Origin of the sequence: Fulvivirga sediminis (assembly GCF_016757215.1) — a bacterium.
Classification (GTDB): domain Bacteria; phylum Bacteroidota; class Bacteroidia; order Cytophagales; family Cyclobacteriaceae; genus Fulvivirga; species Fulvivirga sediminis.
This window is the reverse complement of the sequence record NZ_JAESIY010000001.1, coordinates 180663-199124: the sequence shown is the minus strand read 5'-3', so window position 1 is coordinate 199124 and position 18462 is coordinate 180663. Positions and strand designations below refer to the sequence as shown.

Below are 18462 nucleotides of genomic sequence, written 5' to 3'. Positions count from 1 at the left end.
TATAAAATAACGAATGCCCTACTTATTTACTTCCGAATCGGTTTCAGAGGGCCATCCTGATAAAATAGCGGATCAAATCTCTGACGCACTTATAGATAATTTTCTTGCTTTTGATGCTAATTCTAAAGTAGCTTGTGAAACACTGGTAACTACCGGCCTTACCGTACTTAGCGGAGAGGTGAAATCTGAGGCTTATCTTGATGTTCAGCAAATCGCACGAAATGTCATTAATCAAATTGGCTATACCAAAGGCGAATATATGTTTGACGGCAATTCTTGTGGCGTTATCTCAGCTATTCATGAGCAATCTCCTGACATTAATCAGGGAGTAGATAGAGGTAATCCTGAAGATCAGGGAGCTGGCGATCAGGGTATGATGTTTGGATATGCTACCAGTGAAACTGATGAGTATATGCCATTAGCGCTTGACCTATCTCACAAAATGCTTAAAGAGCTTGCTATTTTAAGAAGAGAAGGCAGTGAGATAAATTACCTGAGACCAGACGCCAAAAGCCAAGTAACTATTGAATACTCTGATGACAACGTTCCTCAAAGAATAGTGGCTATAGTACTATCTACTCAACACGATGAATTTGACAGTGAAGAGAAGATGCTAGCAAAAATCCGCGAAGATATTATTAATATTTTGATCCCAAGGGTAAAAGCTCAGCTAAAACCAGAGATTCAAAAATTATTTAATGATGATATTAAATATCATATTAACCCTACCGGAAAGTTTGTTATAGGCGGACCACATGGAGATACAGGCCTTACTGGCAGAAAGATCATTGTTGATACCTACGGAGGCAAAGGAGCACATGGTGGAGGCGCATTTTCCGGAAAAGATCCTTCAAAGGTAGATAGATCCGCTGCTTATGCCACTAGGCATATTGCTAAAAATCTGGTAGCCGCAGGAGTAGCTGATGAAGTATTAGTTCAGGTTTCTTATGCTATTGGTGTGGTAGAACCTATGGGTATATTCATTAACACCTACGGCTCATCTAAAGTAGACCTAAATGACGGTGAAATAGCTAAGAAAGTGGAAGAGATATTTGACATGCGCCCTTACGCTATAGAAACAAGACTTAAGCTTCGTAACCCTATTTACTCTGAAACTGCTGCATACGGCCACATGGGCCGTGAAAACAAAGTAGTTACTAAAACCTTTGTAGCTGCCAATGGTACCGAAATCACCAAAGAAGTAGAGCTATTCCCATGGGAAAAGCTAGACTATGTAGATAAAGTAAAAGAAGTATTTGGCCTTTAATGGTCAAATCTTTTTTCCCTTTTAACATCCTCAATGTTATCCCCAGCCAGCACAGCTCTGGTTTGTGGTAAGCATTGAGGATAATTTTTTTGTATAAAGTCTATCATATGCTCCCTTACATGACACCTTAAATCAAAAGCCGTTGGGGAGTTTTTAGCGGTCATAAGGAGCCTTACGGTCATAGTTCGCTCACTGGTATCCGTTATCTGAAAAGCTTTAGCATCCTTATCCCACAGGTCCGTTTCTGATAGGACCTTCTCAAAATGCTGCCTTAACGGATCTAACGGTAGCGTATAATCAACATATAAAAAAACTGTTCCTAATATCTGAGCTGTAGTACGCGTCCAGTTCTGAAAAGGCGTTTCAGTAAAATAGGTTATAGGCAATACCAATCTGCGCATATCCCAAATGCGCACCACCACATAAGTAAGGTTAATCTCTTCTATCCATCCCCACTCATTTTCAAGCACCACTGCATCATCTATCTTTATAGGCTGGGTAAAGGCTATCTGTATACCAGCAAATAAATTAGCCAGCGTTTTCTGCAGAGCAAAACCTATTATAATACCTGCCACCCCAGCACCAGTAAGTATGGTAGCTCCATATTTCCTTACACTATCAAAGCTGAGAAGTATTATCGCTACGGCTATTACGGCTACCACTACCATAGCCATTTTTTTTACATAAATAATTTGGGTACGAGCCTTTCTTGCTTTTAGGTTATCGGCCTGAGACATGTCATATTTCGCAAAAAGGACATCTTCTATCACCCCTATAAGTCTAATAAGGATAATTGCAATAGAAATAATAATGATTACCTCTAGGATCTTCTTAGCAATGATTACATATTCCGGGTCAAGTGATAGATAGCCTATAGCAAAATGAAGCACTATACATGGGAAAAATAAAAAAACAGAACCTCGTAATCGCTTTTCTAAAGAGTCAAATAAGATAAGATCATCTGTTCTCGCATAATGCTTGAATATTTTAAATAATATAAAGCGACCAACCAGTGTAAACAGAAACGCCAGAATAAATATGCCAATAGCACTAATTGTAGGATGTTCCAGCATGAGTGTTTCTATATCCATAATAAATGATTTTAGGCAAGAAAATAAAAAAGGGGATCATTTCTGAACCCCTTTTTTAAATTTATTAAAATTTAACGTCTTAATGTGCCATTTGTTTAACCTTAAATTTCCTGAGCTGTCTTCTCAATGCCTCTGTTGCAAGATCAGTAGCCTCTTCGAAACTTTTAGCATCTTCCTTCGCAAAAAGTTGATTTCCGGGTATATTTAATTTTATTTCTACGGTTTTATTTTCAACTCCAGAGTTGTTTAACCTAAAAAACACCTCTCCATCAATCACTCTATCGTAAAATGTCTCCAACTTATCTACTTTCTTCTGGACGAAATCGATCAGTTTTTGATCGGCATCGAAGTGGATTGAGTGCATTTGTAACTTCATAATCTTAAAGTTTAAAGGTTATAAAAAAAATTAAGCTTTTGGATGCGCCTGTTCGAAAACAGCTTTTAGCTTATCCAATGAATTATGGGTATAAACCTGCGTCGCCGCCAAGCTAGTATGACCAAGCAAATCTTTTACCGCATTAAGTTCAGCTCCTTTATTAAGGAGGTGCGTAGCAAATGTGTGACGCAACACATGTGGACTACGTTTTTCTATTGTTGTAAATAGATTCAAATAATTTTTTACTGTACGATAGATCATCATCGGATAGCAGTCTTCTCCCGAATCAGTAACGACCAATCTTGTACTATCTTTTATTAAATCGTGCTTATTTTTTAAAGACAAATATTCGTCCAGGGTTTTACTAAGAGACACAGAGTATGGCAACACTCTTTCTTTATTTCTCTTCCCTAAAACTTTTAATGTACGGTCGGCCAAGTTAATATCAGAAACCTTCAGAGAAATAAGCTCAGAAAGCCGTATGCCAGTACCATAAAGTAGCTCCAAAATCAACTGATCTCTCTTTTCTGGAAAGTTCGTTCCAAATTCAAAATTATCCAGCAGCTTCATCATTTCATTTTCTTGAACAAACTGCGGCAATTTCTTACTTGTCTTTAATACCCGAAGTTTAGTGGTAGGATCTTTATCTATAGCCTCTGACTTAAGCAGAAATTTGTAGAAAGATCTAAGGCAGGCAATTTTTCTATTAATAGAACGAGGTTCCATTTTCTGATCTACTAAATCAAGAATCCAAGTTCTTAATACATTGTGGGTAACAGAAACTAACTCCAGACCTGTAAAGTTAGCATGAACAAAATCTTCTAATTGCTCCAAATCATGACTATAAGAAGCAATAGTGTGTTTGCTGTAACGCTTTTCGTATTGTAAGTATTTTAGGAATTTTTCCCGCATAAAAAAAAAGTACTATCCCTAATAGGATAGTACTAATTTAATGATTTGGGACTTAAAAATATAACCGATTAATAATTTTCTTCGGCGTATTTTTTTTGTCTGTATTTTGCTTTAATAATTTCTGTTCTTCTTTGTACAGAAGGTTTTTCATAGAAAGTTCTACCTCTTAATTCTTTAAGAACTCCAGTTTTTTCGAATTTCTTTTTGAATCTTTTAAGAGCTTTCTCTATTGATTCGTTCTCTTTTACGTTTACTACGATCATTTTATTACACCTCCTTTCAAATGAACTGCAAACTTAGCCATGAAATATTAATTATCAAAGAGATAATTAATATACCGTAATTTTTATTTTAAAATAGCTCTTGAAATTACTAGTTTTTGAATCTCAGAAGTACCCTCTCCGATAGTACACAGCTTTGAATCTCTGTAATACTTCTCTGCAGGATAATCTTTAGTATAGCCATATCCACCAAATATCTGAACTGCCTCAGTGGCATTTTCTACGGCTACCTCTGAAGCATAGTATTTGGCCATAGCAGATTCTTTTTTCACATCTTTCCCTTTATTCTTTAGATCTGCTGCCTGAAATGTAAGCAATTTAGCAGCCTCTAACTTAGTGGCCATGTCTGCCAGTTTAAAAGATATACCTTGATAACTGGCTATAGGCTTATTAAACTGCTGTCTTTCTTTGGCATATTGTATAGAAACATCTAATGCTCCCTGGGCTATTCCTAAACTTAAAGCGGCTATACTTATACGTCCGCCATCTAGCACCTTCATGGCCTGAATAAAACCATCTCCTACCTTGCCAAGAATATTAGCCTTAGGTACCTTACAATCCTGAAATATGAGCTCAGTGGTTTCAGAAGCTCTCATACCTAGTTTGTTTTCTTTTCTTCCTGCTGAAAAACCGGGTGTTCCTTTTTCTATTATAAAGGCAGTCATACCATGTGAATCGCCCACCTCTCCCGTTCTTGCAATCACTACTGCCACGTTTCCTGATTTACCATGAGTAATGAAATTCTTCGCTCCATTGAGCACATAAAAATCACCTTCTTCTTTAGCCACAGTACGCATATTAGCTGCATCTGATCCAGTATTAGGCTCAGTAAGCCCCCAAGCACCTATCCATTCGCCAGTAGCCAGTTTAGGCAGGTAGGTTTGCTTTTGCTCTTCGCTACCAAATTGTAGAACATGACCAGTACACAGAGAATTATGAGCAGCCATAGAAAGCCCTATGGAACCATCTATCCTTGCTAATTCTAAAATAGCAGTGACATATTCAAGGTAACCAAAGCCCGCACCTCCATATTCCTGAGGTACCAACACACCCATGAGCCCCAGGCTACCTAATTTTTTAAAGAGCTGAAGAGGGAATTCTTGTTTTTCATCCCAATCCATCATAAATGGTTTGATCTCTCTCTCGCCAAAATCATTGATCATTTCGGCAATCATTTTTTGATTCTCAGTTTGCTCCATACTGATAGTCGGGGAAATTTCTGCTGTTACCATAAATCTGTCTCTTACTTGATTTCAATCGTTTTAAGTGATAATAACAAATATAATATATCCAATGAATCAACCAAACGAATGTTAGTTTGTATAAAAAAATTAAACTTTTTTTAAAACATTTTATCGTGCAGATTTATTTAATTTAAAATTTATTTTTACGAACTAGTAGAATCTAAAAACTTAAAAACATGAAAATAGCAGTAGTCGGAACAGGCTATGTCGGCTTAGTTACAGGAACTTGTTTTGCAGAAACAGGAAATGATGTAACATGTATAGACATCGACGAGAAAAAAGTAAACAGCCTTAAAAACGGCAAGATCACGATCTACGAACCAGGTTTGGAAGTTATTTTCCAAAGAAACCTTGAACAAGGTCGATTAAACTTCACCACTGATCTAGCGGAAGGAATCGAAGGAGCAAAAATTATCTTCCTTGCTCTGCCTACACCTCCTGGAGAAGATGGTTCTGCTGACTTGAAATATGTTCTTACTGTAGCTTCTGACTTAGGTCCAATACTTAAAGAATACGCCGTAATCGTAGACAAAAGTACTGTACCTGTAGGTACTGCAGATAAGGTACATGCTGCTATTAAAGAAAATGCCAAGGTAGATTTCGATGTAGTTTCTAACCCAGAATTCTTAAGAGAAGGGGTAGCTGTAGACGATTTCATGAAGCCTGACAGAGTGGTAATAGGTACTACTTCAGAAAAAGCAAAAAAATTAATGGAGACCTTATATGCACCATTGGTGAGACAAGGTAATCCTGTAATTTTCATGGATGAAAAATCTGCTGAATTAACTAAGTATGCTGCTAACTCATTCTTAGCTACCAAGATTACTTTCATGAACGAAATCGCCAACATGTGCGAATTACTTGGTGCTGATGTTGATTCCGTAAGAAAAGGTGTAGGTACTGATACCAGAATAGGTAAGCGCTTCTTGTTTGCAGGTATCGGTTATGGTGGATCTTGCTTCCCTAAAGATGTGCAAGCACTAGCTAAATCTGCTCAGCAAGTAAACTATGACTTCCGTATCCTAAAATCAGTTATGGATGTTAACGAAGATCAAAAAACCAAACTTATCCCTAAAATAAAGGAATATTTCGGTGGCGATCTAAAAGGAAAAACCATTGGTCTTTGGGGACTTTCTTTTAAACCTTATACTGATGATATTCGTGAAGCTCCTTCATTATATAATATTGAGAAATTAGTAGAAGCTGGTGCGCAAGTAAAAGCTTATGACCCTGAAGGAATGGAAAATGTACAAGGACAAATCGGTGAAAAAATCACTTATTGCCATGATGCATATTCTGCCATTAACGGTGCTGACGCATTACTAATTGCTACTGAGTGGCCTGTATTCAGAACTCCAGATTTTGAGAAAGTTGCAAAACTTCTTAACAACAAAGTTATCTTCGATGGAAGAAATCTTTACTCACCTGAGCAAATGAAAGATTTAGGATTCACTTACGTAAGCATAGGAAGAGAAACTATCAATGGATAAAAAAAGAGTATTAATAACGGGAGCAGCAGGATTTCTGGGCTCCCACCTTTGTGACAGGTTCATGAAAGAGGGCTTTTATGTCATCGGAATGGACAACCTGATCACTGGTAATTTAAAGAACATAGAGCACTTATTTGCGGATAAGAATTTTGAGTTTCATCATCATGATGTATCTAACTTTGTTCATGTTTCAGGCGAATTAGACTACATCTTACATTTCGCATCTCCTGCCAGCCCTATCGATTATCTCAAAATACCTATTCAGACTTTAAAAGTAGGTTCATTGGGTACTCACAATCTTTTGGGTTTGGCTAAAGCCAAAAAAGCAAGAATGCTGATTGCCTCCACTTCTGAGGTGTATGGTGACCCTATGGTACACCCTCAAACTGAGTCTTACTACGGTAATGTAAACCCTATAGGACCAAGAGGAGTATATGATGAAGCCAAAAGATTTCAGGAAGCCATGACTATGGCTTACCATACTTATCACGGTGTGGAAACGCGAATAGTACGTATTTTCAATACCTACGGACCAAGAATGCGCTTGAATGACGGACGTGTATTGCCTGCATTTATAGGCCAGGCCCTTAGAGGTGAAGATCTTACTGTTTTTGGTGATGGTTCTCAAACCAGATCCTTCTGCTATGTAGATGACCTAATTGATGGTATTTATCGCTTGTTATTCTCTGATTACGCTTACCCGGTAAACATTGGAAACCCTGATGAGATTACTATTGGTGAATTTGCAGAAGAAATAATTAAGCTTACAGGTACTGATCAAAAAGTGATCTATGAGCCACTACCTAAAGATGATCCTATGCAGCGTAGGCCAGACATTACTAAAGCTCAGGAGATATTAGGTTGGGAACCGAAAGTAAACAGAGCCGAAGGTCTGAAAATTACTTATGACTATTTTAAAACCCTTACAGAGGAAGAGCTTTTTACTAAAGAGCATAACACCTTTGATGGGTACATTAAAAAATAATGGCATTAGAAAAATCATTAAACTTTCTAACCCAACTTAACGATAATAACGATCGCGACTGGATGCAGGCAAATAAGCCTGCATATCAGGCTGCGAGAGAAGAGTTTATAAGTTTTGTTGGTGAAGTTATTCTCAAAGTAGCCTCTTTTGATCCTTCAATCTCAGGTCTGGAACCCAAGCAATGCATTTTCAGAATAAACAGAGATATACGCTTCAGCAAAGACAAAAGACCATATAAAAACAACTTTGGTATGCTGCTCAATGAAGGAGGGAAAAAGAGTGGCAATGCGGGTTATTATCTTCATATACAGCCTGGTAATCAATCTTTCATAGCCGGCGGCTTATATTCGCCTGACGCCGAAAGGTTAGCCAAGGTGAGGCAAGAGATAGACTACAACCCGGAAGAATTAAAAGACATTATTTCAGATGCTTCATTTCAAAAAGACTTTGGCTCAATTCAAGGAGATAGCTTAAAAAGAGCTCCTAAAGGATATGATGAAAGCCATCCTAATATTGAACTACTGAAGCTTAAAAGCTATATTGTGCTTAAGCACATCAGCGATAATGAAGTAAAAAAGTGGACTTCAGCAGATCAGGTAGTGGAACGATTTCAGCAAGTTGAGCCAGTTATAAGATACCTCAACGTAGCTATAAGTTAACCAAGTCAATTAATCATCACCCCAGTCGAAATAGTCATCTTCTTCAAGTTCTATTTCTGGGGTTTCTTCTTTCCCTTTATTTTTAAAGGCATCTTTCAGCTCCCGTGCTTCCTTTTTAATATCACTCACTATTTTCTTCTTCACACTTTCCTTATCATACAGCACCAGATAATCTGACGTATTTCCTATTATTTTAAGATAAAGCATGGTACGTCCGCTATTATCTTCTTCTATTGCCCCGAAGGCCTCATCCTTATCTATCTTTTTCTTGCTTCTAAGGGGCGCTATTACACGATAATCGATATTCTGATCGAAGGTATGTATGCCACTGATCTTAATGTCTGTGACGTTGGTAGAAACCTCCATCTGAGGAAGGTAAATCTTTTTATTTTCTATATGAATATCATTTCTCAACTCTGAGAAAACCAGATGATCCAATTTATCTTCATCAAGGTATTTAGACAAACGCTGCATAGGCTCAAAATTATTGAGCTGCCCGCCAATAATTGTAGTGCTAATATTACTTACCAGGCTTCCCGGATAGAGGTGCAGGTTATCACTAAAAGTCATGCTAGCTTGTACATCCGCCTTAATTTTGCCTTTAAGGTGTTTGTCTTGCAGAAAGTCTTGATTGAAATTTTCAAAAACGTAAAAAATACTATCTACATCAATATTATCCAGAGCAAAAGAAGTATTTACCCTCAGTAGCTTATCATAAGAAGCATCCACTTTACCATCTAAAGTAATGCTACCCCCCATCGCATTAAACCGAATGCGATTAGACTGAGCTATCTTATTCCTAACGATAAGATCTCCCTTGATATTCTTAGGAGCAAATCGTCTGAATTTTAATTGATCTACATCACAATCAAACTTAAGGACCAACTTAGGAGAAATGGTAAATTTATATTTGGAGTCACTTTCCTCTCCTGGATTAGCCGCCAACAGCTCGTCTAGGTCAATAAATTTAGAGCGAAGGTCTGACTCTATACCTACAGGCTCATTTTCAAAAAGCAAGTAGGCTATAATATTTTTAAAAAATCCATTGAGTAAAAAATCACTATTGCCCAACTTACCAGAGACATCGCTAAGAGCAAGATCATTATTGTTAAATAACAGATTCCCAGACACATTATCTAACTTCAAAGGGTAGTGAGCTAACTTTAAGCTTAGCCTATTTAAATTAATATCTCCTGTAGTTTTAAATCTCCCTGAACTCGCCTTCTTTTTCAGATCCTTCACCTGTCCTTCAAAATTCAAATGGGCATCTAATTGGCCGCTGCCGGCTTCCACACTTTCTGATTTATAAAATTTAAAAACAGATTCAAGATCCAACTTACCTTCAAAATTTCCTTTTACATAAGGAGTTTCGAAATTTTTCAGATATAGGTTAGCCTTAAAATTATGGTCTTCTACTATGCCATTTATATCCTTTAAATCAAGCACTGAGTTATTTATATTATTAAGATCAGCAGCTATAAATGTGCCTCTTAGTAAAGCATGAGTAATTTTCACCCGAGTATCAGGGTGATAAAGTTCACTATCATTAAGCCCAAAATTAATAGTCATCTTAGGCGATGTTTTCTCCCCAATTTCACCATCAAGCACCATAGAAAAATAGACATCTCCCTTACTTTGATACTTATCAAAATCTTTCACCATACTATGCGGTAAAATAGAAAGCAAAGTCTGTATATCCGTATCTTTACCATCTACATTCAGTGAAATAAGCTGCTTTTCCAAAAATTGATAAGTTCCTTCTACGGCAAAGTCAGACTCATTAATTGTAATAACAGAGGGCCTAATGAATAAATCCTTTAATTCATCATTATACTTTAAATCAGCCTCAACGTAAGTCTGCTTATTTTCTGCCCAAATGGTGTTATTCACACTAACATGATTCACGGCTACTTCACCTTCGGCCAAGATATCGTACACACTACCTACAGCATTTAGCTTCGCTGTGAGAGACGGGGTAGTAAAATCTAAATCAACGTTTCGAAGCCAGTTCTGATACTTGAAAGTGGTTTCTTCTAATACAATTTTTGAAAGATCAACTTTAACGGTTTGAGTAGAGGAAGTAGTATCTGGTTGTTTGAAGATGTCATAATTTATATTTCCGTTTTTATCCATCTTCAAGTGGAAGAAGCCCTTTTTAATAAAAACCTTTTCCACTGTATAGTTTTTTCTAAAAACAGCGATGGGATTAAAAGTAAAATCAATTTTTTCTGCTTCTAAAAGCGGTGCACTACTCTTATCAAAACTTTCTTCAATATAGACACCATCAAAAGTAAGGGAGATAAAGGGGAAGTTTTTCAACGAAGAAACGCTTATTTTATCCACATGCACAGGAGTGTTCAAACTCTTGTTTGCCTCCCTGATGAAGTGATCAATTAACCGATCCTTATATAGATAAGTAGCTAATATACTAGCTGTTACCACCACTACAACGGTAAGCACCAGATAAAATATAATCTTTTTTACTACTCTTTTTATGTCCAATGAAATATGACTTAAAGCAAATCTAGATTGAAAGCTACGTTATTCGCTTAAAAACATCAAAACTAATGCCACCAGAAAAAATTTATTATTTTTTTAACGGTAATGTTTGCACAAAATTAAAAGTTAACTACATTTGCACTCCCATTCACAAATAGTGAAACACTAAATGAAAGGGCGCTTAGCTCAGCTGGTTCAGAGCATCTCGTTTACACCGAGGGGGTCGGGGGTTCGAATCCCTCAGCGCCCACAAAGAAAGGCAGTCAATTATGACTGCCTTTCTTCATTTTAAGTACTTTCATATTCTTAGAAATGCAAGTTCGACTTAGAATTGCGCTACCTCATTTCAGTAATTCCATATTCGTTGAAACAAGAACGATAAAGGAAATAAGATAATGTTTGCACAAATTAAAAAGTTCACTACATTTGCATTCCCATTCACAAATAGTGAGACACTATATGAGAAAAGGGCGCTTAGCTCAGCTGGTTCAGAGCATCTCGTTTACACCGAGGGGGTCGGGGGTTCGAATCCCTCAGCGCCCACAAAGAAAGGCAGTCAATTATGACTGCCTTTTTCATTTAAAGCATTCCCACCTTTCTTTAAAATTTGAGTGCAATCAATTGATTTTCAGATTATTTAACACCAAAACTCCTATGTCTATTGATCTTTTAAGATTTCTACCGGATTGGTTTTAGCCGCCTTGTAGGTTAAATACGAAAGGGTAAGCCAGGCAATTAAAACCAATAAAACGCCAGCAAATACAAACACAAAAGGGTTGATTGCTATCTTATAAATAAAATTATTTAACCATTTTTCTGATAAGTACCAAGCCAATGGTATTGCCAAAATAATTGCCAGCATTATCATCTTAGAAAAATCCTTTAATAATAATGCGAGAACGGAAAATACTGAAGCGCCGAGTACTTTTCTAATGCCTACCTCTTTAGTTCTAGCTTCGAAGGACAGGCTAGCCAAACCAAACAAACCGAAACAAGCAATAAGTATAGCCATAAAAGAAAAGCCGCTGAAGATCTTTGCTGTTTTCTCTTCTGATAAATACTGAAAGCTTAAATCATCAGAAAGAACGCTATATTCAAAATCAAAACGATCTATATAATCACCCCATAGTGTACGGATTTGAGTTATTGTATTTTGATAATTATCACCTTCAATTTTTACAAGCATATAATTATAGTCCTCTGAATATTTGAGCACCAAGGGCTTCACCTCTTCGTGCAAAGATTGATAATTGAAATTCTTTACCACACCTATGATAGTCTGCTTAGTTAATCCTGCACCAGTGTATCGCTCCCACATCACTTCCTTACCCACAGCATCATCTATCTGCAATGCCTTTAAAACAGCTTCATTCACCACCAAAGCATCTTCTGCATCGGTACTCACATTTCTAGAGAACATTCTACCCTCCAAAAGAGTAAGCCCTAAAGCCTCCACCAACTCATCATCACTAAACATTTCTGACACGTTAATAATATTCTGTGGACTAGAAAGCGCATATATAAAATGCTGATTAAACTGTAAGCCAGGAACATTAGACATACCTGAGACGAACTCAACGCCAGGAATTTTTTTCAGCTCATTTTTCATAGCAAAAAATTTCTCATCTAAATCATCATTTTTCAAAGGAATATTCAGAAGTCGACTCTTATCAAAACCAAGGTCTTTATTTTCCATAAAATACAGCTGATCATTAATAATGATACTACCCGTAATAAGAATCATAGAAATTAAAAATTGAAACACTACCAGACTATTTCTCAGCCAAAAGCCAGAAGCCTTTACTCTTTCAACACCTTTCATACTCACTACCGGATCAATTGACGACAGGAAAAGCGCCGGATAAAGGCCTGCCGCCAAGCCCACAAAAGCTCCTATACCAACCAGTAGCAATAATGAAAATGAATGATGAAGATATTGAGTATGCAGTTGCTTTCCTGTAATGTAATTGAAGCCTGGGAGTGACACCTCAGCCAGTAGGCCGGCCAGAATAATAGCCATAGCAGATATCAACAATGACTCCCCAAGAAACTGCCGAGTAAGCTGACTTCTATGTGCCCCTAAAGACTTTCTAACTCCAATCTCTTTAGATCTGGCCACAGACTGGGAAGTACTTAAATTCATGAAATTGACGCAGGCAATAATTAAAATAAGTGAAGCCGCAGTAGCCATTATATACACATACTCAATATTACCATTAGGCTCTAACTCCCACCGAATATGCGATTTCAAATGTATATCTGTAAGCGGATCTAGGAAAAAGTGCATTTGCTCCTGAGCAATCCGATGCAAGGTTTCATCTGACCAGTCCACATAATTACGTATCCAAGTCAGTAGCTGAGCTTCCAGTTGCGAGGCATTAGCATCTGCTTTTAATTTGATATAATTATAATGACCAAAATCGTCCCAGCTATAAAAGGCGCTATTAGGATTCATGGCCTTGAGCGTAACGTAAGAAAGTAAAATATCAAAATGAAAATGAGAATTATGAGGCACATCCTCAAAAACTCCCTCCACCTGAGCGAGAGTCTTGTCACTATTAAATGATAAATATTTTCCTATAGGATTTTCATCTTCAAAATATTTATGTGCATAGCTTTCGGAAATTAGCACGCCCCCTACATTTCTTAAAACATCATTCTTATTACCATGAATAAGCTTAAAATCAAAAACTTTTAAAAAAGTGCTATCCACCCCCAGAATGCCACGTTCATCATAAGCCACATCATTTTCAGGGTTCTTAACAGAAAACACTTTTTTAGTTAGACCCGCCCCCCAAAGCGGCGTAAGTGAAGTAGCCTCCATAACTTCGGGAAAATCCTGCTTCAAAGCCAAGGCCATAGGGTATGGTGTTCGGGTTTGCGGCACATCCCCAAACCACTCTACCCGATAAATATGAGTAGCACCTGTATGAAACCGATCATAACTCCATTCATCAGCCACATATAGAGATATGAGCATAACACACGCCAAGCCAAAGGCTAGACCAAGAACATTAATCAAAGCATAAAGCTTATTCTTAACAAGGTTTCTAAAAGCAATCTTTAAATAATTTTTCAACATATCACCAAGCATTTTCCCTACTATATACCAACAGCATACCTAACTAAATATGACATTGAATATCAGTTGATTACAATCAAAAAGAAAATATAATGACCTCAATCTGTTTCGTTATGAAACATAAATTTGTTCCAAATAAGAACAACTTCTATCTTCATCATAAAAATAAGTTACTAAACTAAATGACCAGGCTGGCAGCGAATATTTTAATTATTGATGATGATACAGATGTATTACATTCTGCACGCATGGCATTAAAGCCTACCTTTACGCAAATAACAGCAGAAAGCCAACCGCAGCAAATCAACTACCTACTGAATCAACATGAGTATGATGTCATTCTTCTGGACATGAACTACACTGCCGGAGCTACCAGCGGCAGAGAAGGCCTCATGTGGCTTCAAAATATAATAGAACGAAAACCGGCACAACAAGTAGTGATGATTACCGCTTATGGGGACATAAAGCTAGCCGTTGAAGCCATGAAAATAGGAGCCACAGATTTTGTAGTAAAGCCCTGGGATAACGAAAAGCTACAAGCTACCGTTCGTGCGGCCTACCAGCTCAGCAAATCACAACAGGAGGTAAAGCAGTTACACGAAAAGCATTCTGGGATGAAAAGCCTGCTCAATCAAACAAAAGTTGAAATCATTGGGCGATCACCAGCCATGAAAGAGCTCTTTCGCATGACTGATAAAGTAGCTGACACTGATGCCAATATTATAATTTTCGGTGAAAATGGGACAGGAAAAGAATTATTAGCAAAGTCTATCCATGAAAAATCTGACCGTCGAGATAACGTATTTGTAAAAGTAGACCTAGGCACTATAAGTGAGACCTTATTTGAATCGGAAATGTTCGGTCACATTAAAGGATCATTCACAGATGCACGCCAAGATAAGATAGGAAGATTTGAGCTAGCACAAGGAGGAACACTTTTTTTAGATGAAATCGGCAATCTATCGCTACCACTACAAGCTAAACTACTCACAGCCATTCAACATAAAACCGTAACCAGAGTTGGCTCTGCAACACCTATAGATATTGATTGCAGAATAATTTCTGCTACTAACAATAATCTCTTTGAGATGGTGACAAATAGTGAGTTTCGTGAGGATTTACTATATAGACTCAATACCGTGGAGCTTTCTGTACCAGCCCTCGCCGAAAGACCTGAAGACGTTCCTTTGCTAGCAGATCATTTTCTACAAATATTCGCTCATAAATACCGTAAAGGCACTTTAAAGCTAAGTAACAAAAGCTATTCCTTACTTCAACGCCATCTTTGGCCTGGAAACATAAGAGAGTTACAGCATGCTATGGAAAGAGCGGTAATTATGAGTGATGACTCGATCCTGCAGCCACACCATTTTTTATTACAAAGCTCTAAGCCAAAACCTTCTTATTCCAGCACCATAAACCTCAATGAAATAGAAAAAGAAACTATAGAAATAGCTATAGCTAAACATAAGGGCAATATATCCAAAGCCGCCAAAGAACTGGGGCTTGGCAGAACTACCATCTATAGAAAAATGGATAAATACGGCATAAAATACTGAAGCATGAATTTTAAATCCTTTAGAATTTTCATTCTTATAGCTGTATGCACAATAGTAATACTAGCCTTTGGTATTGCATATGCCACCATTTACACTCAATGGATTTTCACCCCTTTAGCCTTAACCATAATACTTATTGCCACAAGTCTATATATCATAAAGCATACTGAAAAAACCAACCTTAAACTCACTCAATTTTTACTTTCCATTAAGCAAGGAGGTTTTAACTCTACCTTTTTAGAAAATAACGGTAATCACCCTGATGTAAATCTGAACTCTGCACTTAATGACATTATCAAAGAATTTCAAAAGCTGAATATTGAAAAAGAAAGGCAATATCAATATTTGAAAACACTTAATGAAAATATAAGTGTAGGACTTGTGAGCTATGAAGAAGATGGATCTGTAAAAATGATAAACCCAGCCGCTAAAGCATTATTACAAAAACCATTATTGAGAAATATTAGCGAGTTAACCACCATAGACAGCAAGCTTCACAAAACAGTTACTAACTTGAAAGCGGAAGAGAAAAAAGTTATCAAAACTTTTATCGGACAAGAAAGTCAGCAATTATCTGTACAGCTCAAAGAGTTCATAGTTGATCAAAAAAAAGTGAGACTCTTATTGATTCAAAATTTAGTTTTTGAACTCGATCAAAAAGAAGTAGAAGCCTGGCAAAAATTGATAAGCGTGCTTACCCATGAGATTATGAACTCCGTTACTCCTATTGCCTCACTCACTAGCTCGGTCAATCAACTGCTACAACAGAATAACAAACAAGAATTATCTAAAGATGACAGAGCAGATATTTACTACAGCCTGGATACCATAGAAAAAAGAAGCAAAGGGCTTATCAAGTTCATAAATGTTTATAAGGATTTCTCTAAAACACCTGAACTTACTTTCAGCAAATTCGACCTAATAAGCACTACTCACCACCTGCTACAGCTGATAACCCCAGATTTAGAAAAAAAGCAAGTTCAATATAACCTTCAGAATACTGCTAGGGCAGTGAAAATATGGGCTGATCAGCAGATGATAGAGCAGGTAATGATCAACTTATTAAAAAATGCTCTGGAAGCGATAAAAGAAGTGGAGAAGCCTTGCTTAAAAATAATTATAGAGGCTGCGGCCAACAAAACCAAAGTTAGCATCTCCAACAATGGCCCCTGGATTCCGCCCTCCAAACTGGAAAAGATCTTCATCCCATTTTACAGTACTAAAAAAGGAGGATCGGGCATTGGCTTAAGTCTAGCCCGGCAAATCATGAAACTACACAATGGAAATATACAGGTGTACTCAGCCGAAGGTGTAGGATCTACCTTTACTTTAACCTTCATTAATTAAATACTATAACCACGCCCTAAAATATAAGGATAACATGCAAAGACAAAAGCCACCATTTAAAAATATTTAATAGGCCTGTGCAAAGACCATATTGTATAAGGAGTCCGATTTTCTAAAAAGGGTTAAAGCCATCATTGGTAATCACTTATGACATTAAATAGCTAAAGCAAGATTCAGCACCATCCCATTGCAATTGGTTCGCCCATGAGGCTAAGTGAACAGCCACGTGGCACAAGCGCTTCTACGGAGGTAATTATGAAACAGAAATTTTGAAGACAATAATTTCCATTTTTCCACCTGTCTTACCATCCAGCATTGCCCCCGAATCTACTGCATTTCTCTGTGTTATTGTTTACTTTTGCAGTAATCACAACTAAAAGGAGAGTACTATCAAAAAGTTCGATATACCCGCATATTATAAATCTTCCATTACAGGCAAAATAAAGGAAGCACGTAGAATCCTGGATCCTCGCAAAAAGGATTTCACCCCTACTGAGTTAGATTTTGGCCCTGTAAAATTTTATATAGCCAGGCATTTTGGCTTTTGCTACGGCGTAGAAAATGCCATCGAGAAAAGCTATAAAGCTTTGGAAGATAATCCTGATAAAAAGGTATACCTGCTCAGTCAGATGATCCATAATCAGGAAGTTAACCGAGATTTACAATCTAAGGGTATAGAATTCATTATGGATACTGATGGTACTCAGTTTATCCCTTGGGAAAATCTGAAGCCCGAAGATATCGTAATCATCCCTGCTTTTGGCACTACCCTTGAAATAGAGCAAAAGCTAGAGCAAATTGGCATAGAAATACAGAAATACAACACTACTTGCCCTTTTGTAGAGAAAGTATGGAAAAGATCTGCCAAACTGGGAGAGGAGCAGCATACGATAATTATTCATGGTAAGCACAATCATGAAGAAACTAGAGCCACTTTCTCACACAGTGCAGAAAAGGCACCCGCTGTAATAGTAAAAAACCTAAAAGAAGCTGAGCTAATAGGAGAGGTTATTAAGAAGAACATTAGCAAAGCCGATTTTTACAAGCTATTCGAAGGTAAATATTCTGAGGGCTTCGATCCAGATATTCACTTCAACAAAGTGGGAGTAGTCAATCAAACCACCATGTTGGCTACAGAAACACAAGAAATAGCAGATTATATAAAAAATGTAATGATCGAACTTTACCCAGAAGATCATAAAGAACATTTTGCTGACACCAGAGATACACTTTGCTATGCCACTAACGACAACCAGGATGCTACTTACGGCTTGCTAGAACAAGATGCTGACCTCGCGCTGATAGTGGGTGGATACAACAGCTCTAACACATCTCATATTGTAGAACTATGCGAAAGGAAGTTTCCTTCTTATTTTATAAATTCTGCCAATGAAATAGCCTCTCGAGAAGAAATCAATCACTTTGACTATATAAATAAAAAAGGATTGGTAACACGAGGGTGGTTACCCGAAAATGAACCCGTGAAAATAGTACTTACCAGCGGAGCTTCCTGCCCTGATACATTGGTAGATGAAGTAATGCTAAAAGTATTATCATTTTTTGAAAACACTATTACGGTAGAAGCATTACTATCAGAATTTGAAGTAGGATAACCATATACTTCTTAAGGCTATTAAAATAAGGCATACTATAAATACAGAAGATCTTAG

The 18462-nt window shown here is 37.2% G+C and carries 14 protein-coding genes and 2 tRNA genes; 9 read left to right on the top strand and 7 right to left on the bottom strand.

Features of this window, described 5'->3' with window-relative positions; genetic code table 11:
* The first annotated feature begins 13 nt into the window (after window positions 1-13).
* Window positions 14-1267: a methionine adenosyltransferase gene (gene metK, locus JL102_RS00915; protein ID WP_202241703.1), complete on the top strand. Its 1254-nt coding sequence runs from the start codon at window positions 14-16 to the stop codon at window positions 1265-1267.
* Here metK and JL102_RS00910 read toward each other — a convergent pair.
* The 5 genes from JL102_RS00910 to JL102_RS00890 all read right to left on the bottom strand — a co-directional run bounded on the left by JL102_RS00910 (window position 1264) and on the right by JL102_RS00890 (window position 5159).
* Complete coding sequence (locus tag JL102_RS00910; RefSeq protein ID WP_202241701.1) at window positions 1264-2358, bottom strand: mechanosensitive ion channel family protein; 1095 nt, start codon at window positions 2356-2358, stop codon at window positions 1264-1266. The two genes, metK and JL102_RS00910, sit on opposite strands and share 4 nt — an antisense overlap.
* A 79-nt stretch (window positions 2359-2437) precedes the next feature.
* Window positions 2438-2734, bottom strand: coding sequence for a ribosome hibernation-promoting factor, HPF/YfiA family (gene hpf, locus JL102_RS00905; RefSeq protein ID WP_202241699.1), 297 nt, complete (start codon window positions 2732-2734; stop codon window positions 2438-2440).
* A gap of 30 nt (window positions 2735-2764) precedes the next feature.
* The gene (locus JL102_RS00900) at window positions 2765-3646 is read right to left on the bottom strand and encodes a tyrosine-type recombinase/integrase (RefSeq protein WP_202241697.1); all 882 of its coding nucleotides are present in this window, start codon (window positions 3644-3646) and stop codon (window positions 2765-2767) included.
* A 68-nt stretch (window positions 3647-3714) separates the two neighbouring features.
* Complete coding sequence (gene rpsU / locus JL102_RS00895; RefSeq protein WP_202241695.1) at window positions 3715-3909, bottom strand: 30S ribosomal protein S21; 195 nt, start codon at window positions 3907-3909, stop codon at window positions 3715-3717.
* An 83-nt stretch (window positions 3910-3992) separates the two neighbouring features.
* Complete coding sequence (locus JL102_RS00890; RefSeq protein ID WP_237390279.1) at window positions 3993-5159, bottom strand: acyl-CoA dehydrogenase family protein; 1167 nt, start codon at window positions 5157-5159, stop codon at window positions 3993-3995.
* A 188-nt stretch (window positions 5160-5347) separates the two neighbouring features.
* Here JL102_RS00890 and JL102_RS00885 point away from each other — a divergent pair, with 188 nt between their 5' ends.
* From JL102_RS00885 to JL102_RS00875, 3 genes are read left to right on the top strand one after another with little or no spacing between them, the layout of a single operon-like run.
* Window positions 5348-6661, top strand: a complete 1314-nt coding sequence (locus tag JL102_RS00885; protein WP_202241693.1) for a UDP-glucose dehydrogenase family protein — start codon at window positions 5348-5350, stop codon at window positions 6659-6661.
* Window positions 6654-7646, top strand: a complete 993-nt coding sequence (locus JL102_RS00880; RefSeq protein WP_202241691.1) for a UDP-glucuronic acid decarboxylase family protein — start codon at window positions 6654-6656, stop codon at window positions 7644-7646. Before JL102_RS00885 ends, JL102_RS00880 begins: the two co-directional genes overlap by 8 nt.
* Window positions 7646-8305: a DUF2461 domain-containing protein gene (locus JL102_RS00875; protein WP_202241689.1), complete on the top strand. Its 660-nt coding sequence runs from the start codon at window positions 7646-7648 to the stop codon at window positions 8303-8305. The genes JL102_RS00880 and JL102_RS00875 overlap by 1 nt, the downstream gene beginning before the upstream one ends.
* 9 nt (window positions 8306-8314) lie before the next feature.
* Here the strand turns inward: JL102_RS00875 and JL102_RS00870 are convergent, their stop codons facing one another.
* Window positions 8315-10807 carry an AsmA-like C-terminal region-containing protein gene (locus JL102_RS00870; RefSeq protein ID WP_202241687.1) on the bottom strand — a complete coding sequence of 831 codons (2493 nt, stop codon included), beginning with the start codon at window positions 10805-10807 and terminating at the stop codon, window positions 8315-8317.
* Window positions 10808-10979: 172 nt separating this feature from the next.
* Here JL102_RS00870 and JL102_RS00865 point away from each other — a divergent pair.
* Both JL102_RS00865 and JL102_RS00860 read left to right on the top strand, forming a co-directional pair.
* A tRNA-Val gene (locus tag JL102_RS00865) sits at window positions 10980-11054 on the top strand.
* Window positions 11055-11272: 218 nt separating this feature from the next.
* Window positions 11273-11347 (top strand) — tRNA-Val (locus JL102_RS00860).
* A 115-nt stretch (window positions 11348-11462) separates the two neighbouring features.
* Here the strand turns inward: JL102_RS00860 and JL102_RS00855 are convergent.
* On the bottom strand, window positions 11463-13886 hold the full coding sequence (locus tag JL102_RS00855; protein ID WP_202241685.1) for an ABC transporter permease: 2424 nt from the start codon (window positions 13884-13886) through the stop codon (window positions 11463-11465).
* Between the two features lie 182 nt (window positions 13887-14068).
* On the opposite strand from JL102_RS00855, the gene JL102_RS00850 reads away from it, so the two are divergent.
* The 3 genes from JL102_RS00850 (at window position 14069) to JL102_RS00840 (ending at window position 18405) form a co-directional block, all read left to right on the top strand.
* Window positions 14069-15445 carry a sigma-54-dependent transcriptional regulator gene (locus JL102_RS00850; protein ID WP_202241683.1) on the top strand — a complete coding sequence of 459 codons (1377 nt, stop codon included), beginning with the start codon at window positions 14069-14071 and terminating at the stop codon, window positions 15443-15445.
* 3 nt (window positions 15446-15448) lie between these two features.
* The gene (locus JL102_RS00845; protein WP_202241681.1) at window positions 15449-16792 is read left to right on the top strand and encodes a sensor histidine kinase; all 1344 of its coding nucleotides are present in this window, start codon (window positions 15449-15451) and stop codon (window positions 16790-16792) included.
* A 389-nt stretch (window positions 16793-17181) separates the two neighbouring features.
* On the top strand, window positions 17182-18405 hold the full coding sequence (locus JL102_RS00840; protein WP_202242397.1) for a 4-hydroxy-3-methylbut-2-enyl diphosphate reductase: 1224 nt from the start codon (window positions 17182-17184) through the stop codon (window positions 18403-18405).
* Window positions 18406-18462: the final 57 nt, after the last annotated feature.